The organism is Paenibacillus solani (assembly GCF_001277345.1).
Lineage (GTDB): Bacteria > Bacillota > Bacilli > Paenibacillales > Paenibacillaceae > Paenibacillus_AQ > Paenibacillus_AQ solani.
Map to the genome: position 1 here is coordinate 142,502 of NZ_LIUT01000008.1, position 18,840 is coordinate 161,341.

Annotated in this window: 21 protein-coding genes and 1 tRNA gene; 20 read left to right on the forward strand and 2 right to left on the reverse strand. The window is 45.3% G+C overall.

Features of this window, described 5'->3' with window-relative positions:
- Nucleotides 1-274 precede the first annotated feature (274 nt).
- From rpmH to AM231_RS24805, 12 genes are all read left to right on the forward strand, one after another.
- Complete coding sequence (rpmH, locus tag AM231_RS24750) at nt 275-409, forward strand: 50S ribosomal protein L34 (RefSeq protein WP_006207379.1); 135 nt, start codon at nt 275-277, stop codon at nt 407-409.
- Nucleotides 410-637: 228 nt separating this feature from the next.
- Nucleotides 638-988, forward strand: coding sequence for a ribonuclease P protein component (gene rnpA / locus AM231_RS24755; RefSeq protein WP_009591465.1), 351 nt, complete (start codon nt 638-640; stop codon nt 986-988).
- A gap of 75 nt (nt 989-1,063) precedes the next feature.
- A complete protein-coding gene (locus tag AM231_RS24760; protein WP_053490743.1) occupies nt 1,064-1,948 on the forward strand; it encodes a YidC/Oxa1 family membrane protein insertase in 885 nt (294 codons plus the stop codon).
- On the forward strand, nt 1,945-2,736 hold the full coding sequence (gene jag, locus AM231_RS24765; protein ID WP_054405040.1) for an RNA-binding cell elongation regulator Jag/EloR: 792 nt from the start codon (nt 1,945-1,947) through the stop codon (nt 2,734-2,736). Before AM231_RS24760 ends, jag begins: the two co-directional genes overlap by 4 nt.
- A gap of 186 nt (nt 2,737-2,922) precedes the next feature.
- A complete protein-coding gene (mnmE, locus tag AM231_RS24770; RefSeq protein WP_054405505.1) occupies nt 2,923-4,299 on the forward strand; it encodes a tRNA uridine-5-carboxymethylaminomethyl(34) synthesis GTPase MnmE in 1,377 nt (458 codons plus the stop codon).
- Nucleotides 4,300-4,412: 113 nt separating this feature from the next.
- Nucleotides 4,413-6,299, forward strand: a complete 1,887-nt coding sequence (mnmG, locus tag AM231_RS24775) for a tRNA uridine-5-carboxymethylaminomethyl(34) synthesis enzyme MnmG (protein ID WP_054405043.1) — start codon at nt 4,413-4,415, stop codon at nt 6,297-6,299.
- 3 nt (nt 6,300-6,302) lie between these two features.
- Complete coding sequence (rsmG, locus tag AM231_RS24780; protein ID WP_054405045.1) at nt 6,303-7,025, forward strand: 16S rRNA (guanine(527)-N(7))-methyltransferase RsmG; 723 nt, start codon at nt 6,303-6,305, stop codon at nt 7,023-7,025.
- 1,204 nt (nt 7,026-8,229) lie between these two features.
- A complete protein-coding gene (noc, locus tag AM231_RS24785) occupies nt 8,230-9,048 on the forward strand; it encodes a nucleoid occlusion protein (RefSeq protein ID WP_053490747.1) in 819 nt (272 codons plus the stop codon).
- Between the two features lie 281 nt (nt 9,049-9,329).
- On the forward strand, nt 9,330-10,091 hold the full coding sequence (locus tag AM231_RS24790) for a ParA family protein (protein ID WP_053490748.1): 762 nt from the start codon (nt 9,330-9,332) through the stop codon (nt 10,089-10,091).
- On the forward strand, nt 10,084-10,923 hold the full coding sequence (locus AM231_RS24795) for a ParB/RepB/Spo0J family partition protein (protein WP_053490749.1): 840 nt from the start codon (nt 10,084-10,086) through the stop codon (nt 10,921-10,923). Before AM231_RS24790 ends, AM231_RS24795 begins: the two co-directional genes overlap by 8 nt.
- Before the next feature lie 229 nt (nt 10,924-11,152).
- Nucleotides 11,153-12,301 (forward strand): aminotransferase class V-fold PLP-dependent enzyme, encoded by a 1,149-nt coding sequence (locus AM231_RS24800; protein ID WP_054405047.1) that lies wholly within the window; start codon nt 11,153-11,155, stop codon nt 12,299-12,301.
- A 38-nt stretch (nt 12,302-12,339) separates the two neighbouring features.
- The gene (locus AM231_RS24805) at nt 12,340-12,840 is read left to right on the forward strand and encodes a DUF4446 family protein (protein WP_053490751.1); all 501 of its coding nucleotides are present in this window, start codon (nt 12,340-12,342) and stop codon (nt 12,838-12,840) included.
- Here AM231_RS24805 and yyaC read toward each other — a convergent pair.
- Nucleotides 12,815-13,420, reverse strand: a complete 606-nt coding sequence (gene yyaC, locus AM231_RS24810; protein WP_054405049.1) for a spore protease YyaC — start codon at nt 13,418-13,420, stop codon at nt 12,815-12,817. The genes AM231_RS24805 and yyaC overlap by 26 nt on opposite strands.
- Nucleotides 13,421-13,628: 208 nt before the next feature.
- On the opposite strand from yyaC, the gene AM231_RS24815 reads away from it, so the two are divergent.
- The 4 genes from AM231_RS24815 (at nt 13,629) to AM231_RS24830 (ending at nt 15,261) form a co-directional block, all read left to right on the forward strand.
- A complete protein-coding gene (locus tag AM231_RS24815) occupies nt 13,629-13,874 on the forward strand; it encodes a putative Se/S carrier protein (RefSeq protein ID WP_423212950.1) in 246 nt (81 codons plus the stop codon).
- Between the two features lie 13 nt (nt 13,875-13,887).
- On the forward strand, nt 13,888-14,784 hold the full coding sequence (locus tag AM231_RS24820; RefSeq protein WP_106406122.1) for a mechanosensitive ion channel family protein: 897 nt from the start codon (nt 13,888-13,890) through the stop codon (nt 14,782-14,784).
- Nucleotides 14,785-14,849: 65 nt separating this feature from the next.
- Nucleotides 14,850-15,071: a DUF951 domain-containing protein gene (locus AM231_RS24825; RefSeq protein WP_054405055.1), complete on the forward strand. Its 222-nt coding sequence runs from the start codon at nt 14,850-14,852 to the stop codon at nt 15,069-15,071.
- A 99-nt stretch (nt 15,072-15,170) separates the two neighbouring features.
- Nucleotides 15,171-15,261: transfer RNA gene (locus tag AM231_RS24830), tRNA-Ser, on the forward strand.
- Between the two features lie 598 nt (nt 15,262-15,859).
- Here the strand turns inward: AM231_RS24830 and AM231_RS24835 are convergent.
- Nucleotides 15,860-16,054, reverse strand: a complete 195-nt coding sequence (locus tag AM231_RS24835; RefSeq protein WP_054405057.1) for a YjzC family protein — start codon at nt 16,052-16,054, stop codon at nt 15,860-15,862.
- Between the two features lie 239 nt (nt 16,055-16,293).
- Between AM231_RS24835 and rpsF the strand changes: the two genes are divergently transcribed.
- From rpsF to AM231_RS24855, 4 genes are all read left to right on the forward strand, one after another.
- Entirely contained in the window at nt 16,294-16,578 is a 285-nt protein-coding gene (rpsF, locus tag AM231_RS24840) for a 30S ribosomal protein S6 (RefSeq protein ID WP_036640509.1), read from the forward strand.
- Nucleotides 16,579-16,627: 49 nt separating this feature from the next.
- Nucleotides 16,628-17,116 (forward strand): single-stranded DNA-binding protein, encoded by a 489-nt coding sequence (ssb, locus tag AM231_RS24845; RefSeq protein WP_054405059.1) that lies wholly within the window; start codon nt 16,628-16,630, stop codon nt 17,114-17,116.
- 21 nt (nt 17,117-17,137) lie between these two features.
- On the forward strand, nt 17,138-17,410 hold the full coding sequence (rpsR, locus tag AM231_RS24850; RefSeq protein WP_006207333.1) for a 30S ribosomal protein S18: 273 nt from the start codon (nt 17,138-17,140) through the stop codon (nt 17,408-17,410).
- Nucleotides 17,411-18,069: 659 nt separating this feature from the next.
- Complete coding sequence (locus AM231_RS24855) at nt 18,070-18,744, forward strand: SOS response-associated peptidase (protein WP_054405061.1); 675 nt, start codon at nt 18,070-18,072, stop codon at nt 18,742-18,744.
- The last annotated feature ends 96 nt before the right edge of the window (nt 18,745-18,840 follow it).

Below are 18,840 nucleotides of genomic sequence, written 5' to 3' on the forward strand. Positions count from 1 at the left end.
AAACTTGCAATAATGACTACTTGTGGAAAACTTATGAGGCGAGGAGAGTGAAGTTTGGATTGACTTTTGGGCTCGAACGTGATTAAATGTATAAAGGCATTTTCTGTGAAGATGAGAACATTATCCGCTGGACATTAGCGGTCTGTTTACAAGAGATACGTCCGTAGACGTCGGTTCATCAAATCGCGGTCTATTCTTCCGTGAAAGTGCGTCGATTGACGTTTCGTCTTAAAATACGAGCAAGTGAGATTCCTGTAAGGGGGTGCATTAATTCATGAGACCGACTTTCAAACCGAATGTGAGCAAACGCAAAAAGGTACATGGCTTCCGTAAAAGAATGAGCACGAAGAACGGACGCAAAGTATTGGCTAACCGCCGTCAAAAAGGCAGAAAAGTACTGAGCGCTTAATATTGTGCCACGAAGACCACCGAGGTGGTCTTTTTTTCGTAATATCTCCTGGGACTGTGAGGAGTTTCCTATAAAATGGCGGTTTAAGCGTGCATGATGATCTTATAAAATCATCCCCAATTGAGGTGTTTATCGCAGTTTCGGCATGACTATACTATTATAATGGAAGAGATGCCGGGGCATGAGTAGAAGTATTGAACTTGATTAACGGCAGGGCGGGAGAAACTTGTGCATAGAAAACTTCGTTTACGGAATCGTGCTGACTTCAGCCGAGTATATCGACACGGCAAATCCTTCGCCAATCATCAGTTTGTTGTCTATTGGTCACGCAAAAAAGAGGTAGAGCAGTTTCGCGTTGGCGTTTCATGCAGCAAAAAGATCGGCAATGCGGTGGTCCGCAACCGAATGAGAAGGCTGGTTAAGGAGATTGTCAGGCATCACCAGCATCAAATTATCGAGCATATCGATCTGATCTTCATCGTCAGAAAAGGAGCGCTCGATAAGTCCTATCAGGAGCTGGAGAAAAGCGTACTGCATGTATTAAGAAAATCGTCTCTTTTGAAAGCGAAGAGGGGCTGAACCATGTGTTTATTTGTCCATATAAATATGTTATGATTTACCGTGGAATGGAATGGCGAAGAGAGGGGTTTTGAAGTGTCGTTCATGAAGACAAGACGAGGAAAATGGTTCCTCCTCGCCGCTGTAATTCTTGCAGTGGCCGTTATATCAGGTTGTGCGCCTGGAGCCGACCAAACGCGCACCATTGAAGATTTGAAAAATGGGGGCTTTTGGCAGAGCAACGTTGTTTATTATTTTACTTTGGCACTTGATACCTTTGCTACATGGTTCAACGGGGAATACGGGTTGTCCGTACTCGTCATGGTGCTTATCGTTCGTACCTTAATTTTACCGCTGACTCTGAAACAGGTCAGAAGTTCGAAGGCAATGCAGGCCATTCAGCCTGAAATTCAGAAAATCCGCGAGAAATATAAAGACCAACCTGAGAAAGTTCAAATGGAGACGATGAAGCTCTTCCAGGAGAACAAGGTTAATCCGATGGCGGGATGTTTGCCGCTGATCGTACAAATGCCAATATTTATCGCACTCTATCATTCGATTTACTACAACGGACTCCTTCGTGAGCATGAGTTCTTGTGGCTGCAACTAGGCTCACCGGACAAGCTGTTTATTTTGCCGGTACTCGCTGCTGCAACCACTTTCCTGCAAACGAAAATGATGATGAAGATGAATCCATCTCCACAAATGGGGATGATGCAATTCATGATGTTCGTTTACCCGATTTTGATCTTTGTAATGGCCTTCCAATTCCCTTCCGCACTTCCGTTGTACTGGTTCTACAGTAACCTCTACACGATTGTGCAGAACTACTTCTTGTACCGCAACAATGACAAGACTGCTGTCGTAGCGAACGTAGCAAGTGCAACCGATAGTCAGAAGGGGAATAAAAGCGGTAATAAGAGCGGGAAGAAGAGCAAAGGCGGGAAAAAAGGTTCGAAGGGAGCCAAAAAATCGAGATGAGTAAAATCGTCGCAACAGGAAAAACCATTGAAGATGCTGTCGCACAAGGGCTGGCCCGATGGGGTGTAAGTCAAGACCGTGTATCGGTTCAAGTATTGAGTCAGCCATCAAGAGGATTCCTGGGCCTGTTCGGGGTCAAGGAAGCGAAAGTTGAACTAACGCTCCTGCCTGACGGTGCTGGCGGCGAACTATCTGGCAAGGAAGTCCCACCTGCAGGCATGCATGGTGTCCCCGCTAAAGAGGTTCAGATCGCTCATGCTCCTATAATGACACAGGAGCCTGCAGCTACGAGCATGGAAGCGGTGGACGCTGAAGTAGATGCCTTGGAAGGCAAGGACCCTTACCAGGAAGCCATCGCCTTTCTCATCGAAACCGGACAAGCCATGGGGCTTGATATCTCCGTGGAGATTGAGAAGGGAAAAGATTATACGACGCTTCAAATATCCGGTGCTGGACTTGGCCTGATGATTGGCCGCAGAGGTCAGACATTGGATGCATTACAGTATTTAACGAATATCGTAGCGAATCGGTATTCTAACAGCTATCTTCGTATCATCCTTGATGCTGAGAACTTCCGTGACCGCCGCAGGAAGACGCTGGAGGATTTGGCGGACCGCTTGGCGGGACGGGTGCAGAAGACCCGGAAAGAGATTGTGCTGGAGCCTATGCCTGCTGCTGAACGGAAGGTGATTCACGCCAAACTCCAATCCCATGGAGTCGTGAAGACATACAGCAAGGGCGAAGAGCCGAATCGCCGGGTTGTCATTACGCCAAGCCGCGCTAAATGAGTTGAAGAGTATATACAAACAATGACTCCTTATGTTTCAAGAGGGAGTCATTGTTTTTTACAAAGACCTATAGATCTATCCGATATAATGCTGGATGAAGTGTCTCTGAACATAGTGCATGAGCGCTTTATTTTATGAGCGATTATATATCCACGGTGGTTTTTAATGAAAGAGGTGAATGAATCCATGTTTAGTGATACGATTGCTGCCATTTCAACAGCTGTCGGTGAAGGCGGAATAGCGATCATTCGCGTGAGTGGTCCCGATGCTGTTCAGGAAGTGGAGCGTATATTCAATAGCAAAAACAAATTAACGCAAGTGGCTTCGCATACCGTTCATTATGGACATATTGTTGATCCGGAAACTAGAGAGAATCTGGAGGAAGTACTGGTCACCGTAATGCGTGCCCCGCGTTCCTTTACGACGGAGGATGTGGTCGAGATTAGTGCCCATGGCGGTGTTATTTCTGTGAAGCGGGTCATGGATCTGCTGCTTCAACTGAACATTCGCCTCGCGGAGCCGGGAGAATTTACGAAGCGCGCCTTCTTGAATGGCCGGATCGATCTGTCACAGGCCGAAGGCGTTATAGACCTGATCCGCTCGAAATCCGATCGGGCCTTCTCCGTTGCCCTCAAGCAAGTGGAAGGATCGTTATCCCGTAAGATCAATGAGCTCCGTCATATTTTGGTGGAAACCCTGGCTCATATCGAAGTCAATATTGATTATCCGGAACATGATGTGGAATCATTGACCTCAGCCTTTATTCGAGAGAAAAGCAAGCTTGTGATGGATGAGATCGATAAGCTGTTAAAGACGGCCCAAGAAGGAAAAATTCTTCGCGAAGGGATTACAACCGCCATTGTCGGTCGGCCTAATGTGGGTAAATCTTCGCTGCTTAATACGCTTGCTCAGGATAACCGGGCCATTGTTACGGATATTCCAGGGACGACTCGCGATGTGATTGAGGAATTTGTCACCATTAATAATATTCCATTGAAGCTGCTGGATACGGCCGGCATCCGGGAGACGATGGATGTGGTCGAACAGATTGGTGTTGAGCGATCGAAGCATGCCGTAAGCGAGGCAGATCTGATTCTCCTGGTGCTCAATGCCAGCGAGCCGCTGCATCAGGACGAATTGGAATTGATGGAACAAATACGCGGTAGACAATGCATCGTCATAATGAATAAAATGGACTTACCGTCCCAGCTTGATCTGGATATTCTGCATCGGTATTACCCCGATGAATTGATCGTTCCGATGTCGGTGAAAGCCGAGGAAGGGATTGACCGGCTGGAAGAGGCCATATCGAACTTGTTCTTCAGCGGCCAGATTGAAGGCGGGGATTTAACCTATGTGAGCAATGTGCGGCATATCGCCTTGCTGAAGAAATCCAAGCAGTCGCTCCAAGATGCTTACGATGCTGCTGAGCAGTTCATTCCGATCGATATGATCCAAATCGATGTGAGATTGGCATGGGAACAGTTAAGCGAGATTTTGGGTGAAGCGGTTGGTGATTCGCTGATTGATCAGATTTTTTCGCAATTTTGCTTGGGTAAATAAGCTCAAGGGATTACTATATATAGTAGGAACCACTTTGCAATGACAAGGTTATCCCTGAGAGGGATGCCTTATGGTGACATATAGAACATAATAATAGAACAGGATGGTGAGCTATGAGTTATATGGGTGGCACTTATGACGTCATTGTCGTCGGTGCAGGTCATGCCGGCTGTGAAGCGGCGCTTGCATCAGCACGTATGGGTGCCGAGACGTTAATGGTAACAATTAATCTGGATATGGTCGCTTTTATGCCATGTAATCCGTCAATTGGAGGCCCGGCAAAAGGGCATGTCGTCCGGGAAATTGATGCATTAGGCGGAGAAATGGGACGCAATATCGATAAAACCTTTATCCAGATGCGAATGTTGAATACGGGTAAAGGGCCAGCTGTTCATGCGCTTCGCGCTCAAGCCGATAAATTCTTGTACCAACATACGATGAAAGAAATGCTGGAGAAGGAAGATAAACTGACGCTGCGCCAAGGAATGGTTGATGAGATTATCGTTGAGGATGGCGTATGCGTAGGGATTGTCACACAGACAGGCGCAGAATACCGTGCCAAAGCGGTTGTGCTGACGACAGGTACGTATTTGCGCGGCAAGATTATTATGGGTGAACTTACCTATGAGAGCGGTCCGAACAATCAACAGCCATCAGTCAAACTGGCACAAAATCTGCGTGAGCTTGGTTTTGATCTGGTTCGCTTCAAGACAGGCACGCCGCCGCGTGTGCATAAGGATACGATTGATTTCTCCAAAACGGAGATTCAGCCTGGGGATGAACATCCTAAGTTTTTCTCTTATGAAACCAAATCATCAGATAATGAGCAGCTTCCGTGCTGGCTGACTTATACATCGATCGATACACATCAGATTATTAATGATAATCTTCATCGTGCACCGATGTTCTCCGGTATTATTGAAGGTACAGGGCCGCGCTACTGCCCGTCCATTGAGGATAAAATCGTTCGATTTGCCGACAAGCCGAAACATCAGATTTTCCTTGAACCGGAAGGTAAAGATACGAAAGAGTATTATGTACAAGGGCTGTCTACCAGCATGCCTGAGGACGTTCAGATCAAGATGCTTCGCTCCATTCCAGGATTGGAGAAGGTTGAAATGATGCGTAACGGCTATGCGATCGAGTACGATGCGATGGTGCCAACCCAGTTGTGGCCTTCTCTGGAAACAAAGAAACTGCCGGGACTATTCACAGCTGGTCAGATTAATGGTACCTCGGGTTACGAAGAAGCAGCGGCTCAAGGGATTATGGCAGGAATTAATGCAGCGCGTAAAGTGCAGAACAAAGAGATGGTGGTCCTCGATCGTTCCCAAGGTTATATTGGAGTATTAATTGATGATCTGGTAACGAAGGGAACGAATGAGCCTTACCGACTGCTTACATCCCGTGCAGAATACCGTCTGCTCCTTCGCCATGACAATGCTGATCTGCGTCTTACGGAAATTGGCCATGACATTGGACTGATCTCGGAAGAACGCTATGCCAAATTCGTTTTGAAAAAGCAGCTCGTCGAGCAGGAGATCGAACGTCTTCGTCAAGCGAAGGTGAAACCGGTTGAGATCAACCCTATGCTTGAAGCAGCCGGTTCTGCACCGATCGTGGATGGAAGTAATCTGCTGACGATTCTGCGTCGTCCGGAAGTTACGTTTGCAATGGTTGATGCATTCTCGCCATCCCCTTATGATCTGGATGAGGATATGAGAGAACAGGTCGAAATTCAAATCAAATATGCGGGTTATATCGAGAAACAGCTGGGGCATGTAGAGAAGCTACAGAAGATGGAGAAGAAGCGGATTCCGGAAGATATCGTGTATGACGGGATCAACGGGCTGGCCATGGAAGCGCGGCAGAAGCTGAATAAAATCCGTCCCATCTCGATCGGTCAAGCATCGCGTATCGCTGGCGTAACCCCAGCCGATATTTCGATACTTCTCGTTTACTTGGAACACTATAACCGGGTGACCGCAGCGAAAGGATAAGGAATGGACAACATTCAGAAGGCTTTTGTAGACAGGCTTCAAGAACATGGGATAACCATGACAGAGGAACAGCTCCAACAATTTGAGTCGTATTATGAAATCCTGGTGGAGTGGAATGAGAAAATGAATTTAACCGGTATTACCGAGCGTGAACAGGTGTATACGAAGCATTTTTACGACTCGATCACACTTGCCTTTTACGTTGATATGACCAAAGTCGGCACGATGGCCGATATTGGTTCCGGCGCTGGATTTCCAGGAATTCCGCTAAAAATATGTTTTCCTCACTTGAAATTATCGATTGTCGATTCACTCAATAAGCGGATTAACTTCTTAAAGCATGTCGTTGATTCTCTCGGGCTTTCAGGGGTTGAGCTGATTCATGGACGTGCAGAAGAGGTAGCTCGCAAACAGGGTTACCGTGACGGCTTCGATTTGGTCACCGCAAGGGCCGTTGCGAGGATGGCAGTGCTGAACGAGTTCTGCCTGCCTTTTACCAAGGTAGGAGGACGATTCGCTGCTATGAAAGGCAGTGATCCTGCCCCAGAGGTGAAGGAGGCGGGGCGCAGCTTGAAAGAGCTGCGCGGAGAATTGGATACCATTCATTCCTTCTCTTTGCCTATCGAGGAATCGGACCGACATATTGTGATTATTGGCAAAAAGGGAGCTACGCCTTCCAAGTATCCTCGCAAGGCTGGGACAGCGACTAAAACTCCAATTGTATAAATGTTTGGAAAGGACTCTACGGAGTCCTTTTTTTATTGACTTAGAAAAATCAGTATCAGTGATAAAACAGTTAATAGGTTGAACCCTATGCATTATCAGTTCGTCATTTATGTGTTTGCGTTTGACATATTATATAACCATTTATGTGTTCGTTCATAGCACTTTTATGATCTAGTTATTTTATAACTGAATCATTTCCTGTCTTTTGCCTTGCAAATAGAGCTGGCTTTATAGGTTAAAACTGATCTGTTTAGTCCAAATGTTTCACGTGAAACATTTGATAGCAGTTAGATATAAAATAATCATAAGGAGAGAGACTGCCGATGTTCGAGTGTCCTTCTGTACGATCATCCCTAATATGTGATTAATTAAAGCCGTTCATAACCATAGAGGAGTATAGGGGTCATGCTACACGAATGAGATATATTACAAGGTTTCATTGCTGTTTCTGCACATTCGCATGAATAATCAATGAATTAGCATTTCCCACAATGAATAGGTATGCTCGTCTCATTTGAAAGAGAAAACTGTGAAAAACCATGCTTCTTCCCGATATTTAAGGGAGTAACTTTGGAGCTGTGCACAAATCAGGCATAAATCAAGCGAGAAATGCAGGAAAAAAGGTGATATTGGAGAATAGAGTTATAGGACAAAAAGTGGTAGAATAGAATCGTAGTATCCACTCGAATCTATCGGGTATTACACCCGAATCTTTCAGGGAATTAAAGAGAGGATACTTCCTGGCAAGGCGACCTGTTCACCCTTGCTTCATGACAGTGAACCACTAGATTTATAGGGGTGCTGTTGGTGGAGGATGCCATGCTTATACAGAGGTTGTGGCTCTTGCAAGAAATTGCAAACATATATACCACTTGTGAGATATCGATGTTTCTTAAGCATCATGATAGGATCTCTAGTTATATCTCTCAAGAAGCAACCGCTTCATGCAGCGGTTTATAAAATTAGAGAAGATACGATGATCATCAACGGGTGATGTTCTCTAACTGCATGAATATGTTTTTGCAGGGAAATGCCTGGCCCCACAGAGGATTTCAGCAGGAATGTCGCTTGAATTATTTGGATTTTATTGGATGCTAGTATATCCATAAAATATTCCTCTTGTGGTCAGCCAATCGCTGACATCGATTCCGGACATTCCGGAGGCTTATCCGTGCTATCATGAAATTAGGTGGTAATATACGGAATGAAAGAACAATTTTCGAGATTGTTTGGCTTAGCTGCAGAGCGTAACCAAGGGGATGAAGTGAAACAGATCCCGGTAGACGAGGTTGTCAGCAGCCCATACCAGCCACGAACGATATTTGATGATGAGAAGATTGATGAACTGCTCCAGACGATTAAAACACATGGAGTCATTCAACCGATCGTCGTTCGTGTCCGCAATGGCGTATATGAGATCATTGCAGGGGAGCGTCGCTGGCGTGCGGTTAAGAAGCTGGGTCTGGACACGATTCCGGCCATTGTTCGGGAATTCAATGATTCACAGGCAGCTTCGATTGCATTGATCGAGAATTTGCAGCGTGAAGGTCTTACTTCGATTGAAGAGGCGGTAGCTTATCAGAAGCTGATCGATCTTCATCAGTTAACACAGGAAAGTTTGGCACAGAGACTAGGCAAAAGCCAGTCAACAATTGCTAATAAAATCCGTCTGCTGCAGCTGCCTGAAGTTGCCAAAGTTGCATTGATGGAACGCAAAGTGACAGAACGTCATGCTCGTGCACTGCTTTCATTGGATAATGAGGAAACTCAGCTCAAGGTGCTGGATGAAATCATCACCAAGGAATTGAACGTGAAACAGACGGAAGCACGTATTGCCTTCTATAAAGAAGTAACAACCATGAAGAAGTCTAAGCGAATCTCTTACAGCAAGGATGTTCGATTGGCTCTGAATACGATTCGTCAATCAATTGATATGGTATCCGGTTCGGGAATGGCTATCAAAACCACGGAAAATGATCATGAGGATCATTATGAAATCGTTATTAAAATACCTAAACGTTAACACATGGTGTAAAGCGGTATACATCGTACCGCTTTTTCTGATGAGTATGAGATGAGAATGCATGTATTCTATAGTCTTGATTCTTAAGCAGGAGGAATCTCTTAGATGGAATCATGTTATAGAGAGAACACGTAATTGTAAGATTACTCATTTTCATCGGCGATAATCCTGGTCATCCCGTTCAAATTCCAGGAATCGTACTTAAATTCATACACAGATCATCGCTGTATGTCATCTATTGCGACTACTTAGAAGAGTCTTCCTACATTGAGGTGAAATGAGTGTCAAAGATAATTGCCATAGCTAATCAAAAGGGCGGTGTCGGGAAAACAACGACATCCGTCAATCTGGGAGCAGGATTGGCTTCGCTAGGCAAACGGGTGCTTTTGGTGGATATAGACCCCCAAGGAAACACGACGAGCGGGGTAGGCATTAACAAAGCAGATGTTGCAAATTGCATTTATGATATTATCATCAACGAGGTGCACCCGAAAGACGCCATTTGCGGGACAAAAGTGGACGGACTGGATATCATTCCGGCAACTATTCAATTAGCGGGAGCTGAGATTGAATTGGTTCCTACGATTTCCCGTGAGGTGCGATTGAAAAAATCACTCCAATTAATCAAACCCCAGTATGATTATATTTTGATTGATTGTCCTCCATCGCTTGGTATTTTAACCATCAACTCATTGACTGCCGCCGATTCCGTTATCATTCCAATTCAATGCGAATATTACGCTCTCGAAGGTTTGAGTCAGCTGTTGAATACGGTTCGACTCGTTCAGAAACATCTGAACACATCTCTCAAAATTGAGGGTGTGCTGCTGACGATGCTGGATGCGCGTACCAATCTTGGCATACAGGTGATTGAGGAAGTGAAAAAGTATTTTCAGGAAAAGGTATACCGAACGATTATCCCAAGAAATATTCGATTAAGTGAAGCACCATCCCATGGGCAGTCGATTATTACATATGATCCTCGTTCCAAGGGAGCGGAAGTATACTTGGAGTTGGCAAAGGAAGTGATCTCTTATGAGTAAACGTTTGGGAAAAGGGCTGGATGCGCTTATTCCTTCTTTGTCTATTCATGATGATGACAAGGTAGTGGAAATTCCGCTCAGCCAATTACGAGCGAATCCGTATCAGCCACGCAAGACTTTCAATGATGAAGCAATTCAAGAGTTGGCCGAATCGATCCGCCAGCATGGAGTTATTCAGCCGATCATCGTTCGCAGTGTTCTGAAAGGCTATGAAATCATTGCGGGAGAGCGTCGGTTCCGAGCATCTCAATATTGTGGTAAAGCGACAGTTCCAGCGGTGGTTCGCTCATTTAGCGATCAACAAGTGATGGAAATCGCCCTTATTGAGAACCTTCAGCGTGAAAATCTAAATGCTATGGAAATCGCTGTAGCCTATCAAGGGTTGATGGAACAATTTTCCTTGACTCAGGAAGAATTATCCCTAAAGGTAGGCAAGTCTCGATCCCATATCGCTAATTTTCTGCGGCTCTTGGCTCTGCCGGAAGAAGTGAAGGAAAATGTTTCACGTGGAACATTGTCTATGGGACATGCCCGTGCGATTGTAGGGATTAAAGATCCGATCCTTGTAAAACAACTGGCTAAGCAATGTGTGGAACAAGAGTGGAGTGTGCGCGAGTTGGAGGAAGCGGTCAAGAATCTTGATCGCAAGCCGGCCGATAAAGCCAAGGTGAAGGTTAAGAAAAGAGACCCTTATATAGATCATCTGGAAGAAGACCTGAGGGAACGCTTTAAAACGACCGTGAAGATTAAGCACAATAAGGACAAAGGAAAGATTGAGCTTAACTACTATAGTAAACAGGACTTGGAACGGTTGTTGGAACTTCTTCAATAAGGCTTTTGGAAAGTTAATGGATCATAGAAGAGCTAATTGGAATGAAGGGCTGCATAGAGAGTTTCAGTAATTAAAAACAAAAGACATGTCGACGTCCTTGTAAGAGGAATAAGATATGTCTTTATTTAACTGGATAGGCTTGGCTCCAGGAATAGGAATGGCAAAAGGTGTTATTCACTTGGAATTCATTAGGCCATATTCATTACGAAGAAGATGAAGGGGAAACAACATGGAACCGATCATTTATCTGGACCACGCAGCTACATCATGGCCAAAGCCGCCCAAGGTATTGGAGGCAATGAGGAAAGCGATGGATGAGGCGGGGGCGAACCCTGGCCGTGGGAGTCATCGAATGGCTGTGGAAGCATCACGTGTGCTCTATGGCACTCGAAAGATGCTAGCGGATTTGTTCGGAGTGAATAATCCTAATGATATCGCACTGACATCGAATACAACCGAAGCGCTCAATTTAGCGATCAAAGGGTATCTGCGTGAGGGAGATCATGTGATAGCCACCATGATTGAACACAATTCAGTGCGTAGACCTTTGGAATACTTGAAACGCACACGAGGAATTCAGGTGGAGTATGTGGCAGTGGATGAAGTGGGACAGCTTGATTTGCAACTCATTGAGCGTGCTTTTCGTTCTAACACCAGGTTGGTTGTATGTAGTCATAGTTCCAATCTGCTAGGCTCGATTATCCCGCTTATGGAATTGGGGAGAATCGTCAAGGAGAAGGGGGCTGTGCTGCTCGTAGATGCCGCTCAGAGTGCTGGTATGCTGGATATTCACGTAGAAGATATGCATGTGGGTATGCTGGCTTTCCCGGGGCATAAAGGTCTCTTGGGGCCTCAGGGAACAGGCGGGTTGTATATCTCACCCTATATAGAACTGGAACCTCTCATGCATGGAGGCACAGGAAGTCAATCAGAGGCGATTGAACAGCCTACAGTTCGTCCTGATCGATATGAGGCAGGAACGCCGAATACGATTGGGTTTGCGGGGCTGCGGGCAGGAGTTGAGCAGGTGCTTGAATGGACACCGCAGCAAATCTACCAGCATGAATGGGAGCTGACGCAATATTTGATGGAGGGTCTGCAACAGATAAACGACCTTCGGTTGCTTGGACCGGGACTTGGAATAGCTCGGACGGGTATCGTGGCTTTTGTGTCAGAGAGATACAGCTCATCAGAACTGGCTTTCCGATTAGATCGTGAATATGGGATTGCCGTAAGAGCAGGATTTCATTGTACGCCGCTTGCGCATATGGCTTCAGGAACCGCGCAGACAGGTGCAGTGAGAGCAAGCGTAGGAATGTCTACTCGCCGTGATGAAGTTGAACGGATGATAGAGGCAATGGTAGAAATTCATAGTTAAACAAACTGATCAAGATGGAGAAGAGAAAGGAAGAAAGCATGTCTGAATTAAATGAATTGATCATGGAACAGCTTCATTGGTTTGTCGTCGGAATGGTCATCATCATCTTGATCTTATGGTTAACATTGATAGTTCAAGGGGCTAAACTTCGTAAAATGAGACGTCGCTACGATGCGATGATGGCAGGCAGCGGGGTAGAGGATATCGAATCGCTGTTGGTTCAGCTAAAGCTTCAAATGGATGAGATTGAAGAAGGACATGCCAGTCATCAACAAATGCTGGATACCATCAGTGGCCGTTTAAAAGGAATGAAATCAAAGGTTGGTATTGTCCGTTATAATGCGTTTGGTGAACGGGGAAATGAAATGAGCTTCTCCCTGGCTATTCTCAGTGAACAAGAGGAAGGGGTCATTCTAACCGGCCTTCATAACCGGGAGAGCTCCTATGTGTATGCGAAACCGCTGAAGGATGGTCAATCGAAATATCCGTTGTCTCCAGAAGAAAAAGAAGCTGTTACTCTTGCGCTGCAAGAAGGGTAGAACGATTCCATTCTTTTATGCCCGCAAAGAGACAGGTTGCAATAATATCAGATAACCGCATGACCAAGCTCAAGCGAGTGTTCTGCAATACGAAGTATTCCATAAAGCCGCCGACATTGACGATACCTGTTACATGGATATCGCCGACCGGCGGTAATTCTTTATGTACACCAGCTCCAGGCTTTAAAGGTCCATCAGAAACTTGAATAGAACCTACGCTTGAAGATTGGCCCAGACAAGCATCAATCCCGATGACAAAAGGATTATCGAACGTTTCATTTATGGTAGTTAACGTATCTTTAAGATTCATGGCGTGGACAGGCTCGTCCAGTGTGCCATAGAGATGAAACAGGGGACTGTTATAACGGGCAAGTGAGGTGCCAACCAGCGGCCCCAGACAGTCGCCCGTAGAACGGTCGGTACCGATGCAGACAATGACAAGCGGCCGATGCTGAATACGAGCTTCAGAGAGATGGAAGAGCAAACGGTGTATAATAGCAGAATGGATATTCGGATCGGTGTGTGGTAATTTTAAGCTTGAGGCTTCAGGACGCGACGTGATTTTAGTTAGACGGTTCATAGAATCTTCCTTTCGTCTGCATTTGGTAGTATCAGTATATGGATGAAAGACTGTTTTTATACTCGGGGATTTGCCTAAATAGCGATGAAACATTTATTACAAAGGGATATATGATATAAAACTCTGAGTTGATAGTTAGGAAATGAATAGAGATAGATATAAAAAGATGATAGGCATGTTAGAGGAGGATGGGGCAGTGGAGGGAGCGATGCTGATCGCATTTGATTCAACCCAACAGGCACTTCGTGCAGAGATGCTGCTGGAGTACGCGGATATCGAAATTGATCTTTTTCCCACACCGAAAGAGATCACCGCAGGCTGTGCATTATCGATTCAATTCCCACCCGATGCGTTAAAAGATGTTCAAGGGATCATCCGGCAGGAACATGTGGAGATCCGCGGCATCTTTGCGTTAGACCACAACAAGAGATATATCAGCATCAACGAAGAGTAGGGAGGCATCGGAATTGATGGGTTTTGGTTACTTATCCGGGGAGACGGACCCGAATGATCTGAGTAATTTGACCGAGGGGGCAAAAGAGGTGAAGGACAAGTTCTGGGGCTGGTTAACGAATGAAGATATGTGGATGAATATCCTGTCCTCCGGCATTCGGGTTATCATTATTTTTATCCTGACACGGATCGTTATACGAGTTGTGTATAAAATGATTGATCAGTTTCTGGGTCGGGAGGAGAAGAGCCGAGTTCAAGTTAATGTGCGACGGGCTGCTACCTTAGGTGGATTGTTAAAAAATGTAACATCTGTCACATGTAACTTTGTCATGCTCTTGATCATTCTGTCGGAGCTCGACTTTGACCTGGGCCCCTTGTTGGCCAGTGCGGGAGTCCTTGGGCTGGCGATTGGTTTTGGGGCACAGAGCTTGGTGAAGGATGTGATTACTGGTTTCTTCATTATATTTGAAGATCAGTTTGCCGTAGGGGACGTCATCAAGAGTGGCGATTACCGGGGGACAGTAGAGATGATCGGGATTCGCACATCGCGCATCAGAGGATTGAATGGGGAAGTTTACATTGTTCCTAACGGAATGATTACTAGTGTCACCAACTATTCTCTTTCAAATTCCATAGCCATCGTGGATCTGCCCGTAAAAAATGATCAGCAGGTGAAGGACACGGTAGCGCTGATTCAATCGGCCCTTAGTGATATACAAGAACGCCGACCGGAAGTAAACCGGGCACCTGATGTGCTGGGAGTTCAAACGCTGAATACATCGGAGTATACGGTACGCATTGTGGCTGAATGCAATCCAAATGCAAGGGAAGATGTGGAGCGCCAAATTTTTACCGATATCAAACAAGCCATAGAAGCACAGCAAACGTTCAAAGAGCAAGCTGAGGGTTGATCTTACCTTAGACGCAATGATATATAATAGGTAATAGGAAGCGATTAGGAAAAGGGAGCGGTCACATGGAACGCAAGGTATTTCAGTTAGGGGATATCGTGCAGATGAAGAAACCCCATCCTTGTGGGAATAATGAGATGGAAATTATCCGCATGGGGATGGATATTCGGATTAAGTGCACCAAATGCCAGCACAGCGTGTTGATTCCAAGGTTGAAATTTGAGAAAAATATGAAAAAGGTGCTGCGATCGGCTCAGGAATCGGAAGGAGCAGGAGATGAACAATAATATCTCCTCTCCGGAAGGTTAGAGAAGGTGGCAGGCATAAGACGAGTGGAGCAAGCTATTGACTAAATAGCGTATTCGTGCTATAATCAATTCTGCTGTGGAAAGGTACCCAAGAGGTCCAAGGGGGCTGACTCGAAATCAGTTAGGCGTCGCAAGGCGTGCGTGGGTTCGAATCCCACCCTTTCCGCCACCAATCGTTTAAAGTTCCGCTGTTATGGATATAGACGATATCGTTACATAGCATAAGCTAAGGCACTCCATTTCCAGAGTGTTCAGAAATAAACACCCTCATGGCAGACAACCTCTGTGGGGGTGTTTTTGTTTTTTGTAGAGATTGTAATGGATCACTATCAAATATGTATCCACTAGCTGCATATATAAAAAAGAAGGACCCAATCGGGTCCTTCCTTCTGGTTAGGCGGTGCTTGTGAATTGGAATCATTTTATCAACACTTCTGCGAACCTTGTCAATAGCTTCACTTGTCCTAGAGGTCAAGCATTCGGCTCATTTCCTCAGCTTGCAATTCGTGTGATGATCTGAAACCTCATGCGTCGTTCAATTATAACGTTCAACGGAACCACACCTCTCTCATGCACCGCCTAATTATAATGTGCGCATTAACGTCTGTTTGTATACATGCTAATTTTAATGGATGACGTGTTCAAGATTAAAGTGAAGCAATCATTCATTGGACGGCAACCAGCTTAGTCATACTTGACCTACGCACAGTGTCCGGCAGATACACAGAACTCTGAATAATCTATAGAGCTTAGATTACTTTAAACCTTTATTTAGGCTGCACCCGGCGCTTATTCAGCCATACCCGGTCATCATTCTGAGTTTCGGGAAATGTGTCGCCCTTGCTCATCTTGATTTGCTGGGGGTTCTCGATACCCATGATATGGTCTCTGACGCCCACTTCCATATAAATGCCGTTGTTGGGCGCTTTGTCTCCGCCACGAAATTCGGTCTGTTCTCCCATTGTTGAATGCCTCCTCAGGATGATGGATGGATTGCATGTATTATCGTACCCCATGGGTCTTGAAATCATCGCAGGAAATGTGAGAAAGACGCGGGAATAAAGGGAAGAGGCCACTATGATCAATGGAAAAGAAACTTGCATCCGATCATCCGTTCTGATATAGTATTATGGTGCGAGTTAGACTCGCTCCTTGCTCTCAACTGAGATTGAGGGCCGAAGTCCATAAGGAGGTGAAACATATGCGCAAATATGAAGTGATGTACATTATTCGTCCTGATATTGAACAAGAAGCTGTTCAAGCTGCAGTCGATAAATTCCAAGGCATCATCTCCAACGGCGGAGAAATTACAAAGCATGACGTAATGGGTAAACGCCGTCTTGCGTATGAGATCAAGAAATTCCGTGATGGCGTATTCGTTCTGGTAAACTTCAACGCAACACCTGAAGTTGTAGCTGAACTTGAGCGTCTCATGAAGATTTCTGACGAAGTTATTCGTTATCTCATCACGAACGACGTTGCTTAATACGTGAAAAAAACTTTGTAATTGATTTCGTTCTAAGGAGGGGATTGGATTGTTGAACCGTGTCATTTTGATTGGCCGACTGACTAAGGATCCCGAGCTGCGTTATACTCCTTCAGGTGTTGCTGTAACGCAATTTACACTTGCTGTCGATCGTCCGTTTACTGGACAAGGCGGGGAGCGCGAAGCGGATTTCATTCCGGTCGTGACCTGGAGACAGCTTGCGGAGACTTGTGCAAACTATCTGCGTAAAGGCCGTCTGACGGCTGTAGAAGGGCGCATTCAAGTGCGGAATTACGAGAATAACGAAGGTAAGCGTGTATACGTCACCGAAGTCATTGCCGATAATGTTCGCTTCTTGGAGTCAAACCGTGAAACAAGCGGTGGCGGAGGAAATCGTGAGGAATCATCGCTTAGCGGAGGAAGCAATAGCAGTGGCGGAAACCGTGGGAACAATAACAACTCGCGAAACAACAATCAGGATCCTTTTTCCGATGAAGGAAAACCGATCGATATTTCGGATGATGATTTGCCATTTTAATACGGAAAGGACTGACAACACATGGCTTTTAAACAAAGAGAAGGCGGAGACAACGACAAAAGACCGGCACGCCGTGGCGGCCGCAACAAGCGTCGTAAAGTATGTTTCTTCACTGTGAACAAAATTACTCACATTGACTATAAAGATACAGACCTGCTCAAGAAATTCATCAGCGAGCGCGGAAAAATCTTGCCTCGTCGTGTAACAGGTACTAGCGCTAAATATCAGCGTGCCCTGACGATTGCGATCAAACGCTCCCGTCAAATCGCATTGCTTCCATACACAACGGAGTAATCCTTGTGTGCAAGCAGCCCAGCCATAAAAGGCTGGGCTGTTTTTTTGTTTCAATCCAAAGCTGAATCGGAGTGTCTCTACAGAAGAATCATGTCTCCTCATAGTGGACAAATACAGAACTTATAAATCATACATAATACGATAATAGAGTAAAGCTTTCCAGTTTTAAAGTCATGAATTCTTGTCTGTAATAAGTGGACATTGTCTATTGTAAGCAATACATGAGTGAATATCATGTAGGGCATTTATGAGTTAAAAATAATGCCGGATCGACCTTAAAACGAGGTGGACGAAAAAAGTTTCTTCTATTATATATAGGTACTTATTAGAGATGCCTTGAAAAGAAGGAAGGCCTGTTCCTTCTTTAATCAATATAGATGAAGCAATAATTCAATAATAAGATGGTTTGCAGAGCTTAAACGATCCTTTCCTTAAGAAAAACGATGTCTATCTGATACATACATAATGAACGCGCGCGATGACGCCGGGGGCACCACAGAGAACAAGCAAATAATAAAAAAGGATAAAACCCTAAAGCGTAGTGGTGTCCACCACTGACATACACTTATTAATCTAATCTCATTCTGAAATTTGGACTTCATATTATGCATATTCCTCCTCCATTATCCAAACGATAAGGGAAAAAGGAGGACGTTTGTATGTGCAGAAGATTCTCGCTGTCCGCAGCACTCGAGGAAGTAAATGAGCGTTTTCAAATCAACCGGGTGATGTATTACTATAAGAGCCGATACAACATCAGTCCGACTCAAACCATGCCTGTTATCATTCAGCAACAGGGAGAGCGAGTACTCGATGAATATCGTTGGGGGCTTGTTCCCTATTGGGGGAAGAATTCGGTTAATGCGGATATTACAACAGTTGATCAGAATCCTACCTACCGAAAAGCGATTGACAGAAGACGCTGTGTAATTCCTTGCAACGGTCTCTACTACTGGAGAACGGTTGGTAAACGAAGTTATGCGGTAAGGACCATGATTGGAGATAATGAAATATTCGGTATGGCGGGATTGTACGAGACTTGGCGGGATGCCAGAGGAAACGAGATGAGAACCTGTACTGTGCTGATGACGGAAGCCAATGAAGCGATTCGGGAATTTGAAACAAGGATGCCGGCCATTCTGTCCGAAGACCAGGTGAATAAATGGCTCGACCCTGAGCTTCAGGGCATACAATCGCTTTATTCACTGCTTAACCCTTACCGGGGACAGATGCGGATCTATCCAGTGACTCCGCTAGTGGCAGATGACTCTCATGATCATCAGCAGTGCATTGAAGAAATGGATTTAAAACTTGCTTGGGTCAAGAGTCTGTAGCCCGCCACAGCCAAGGGAACCCGATTGATCGGTCAGAGATAAAATTGAACATGAAAGCAATCCGGAATGGAAGTTCGGGTTGCTTTTTTTGTTGCA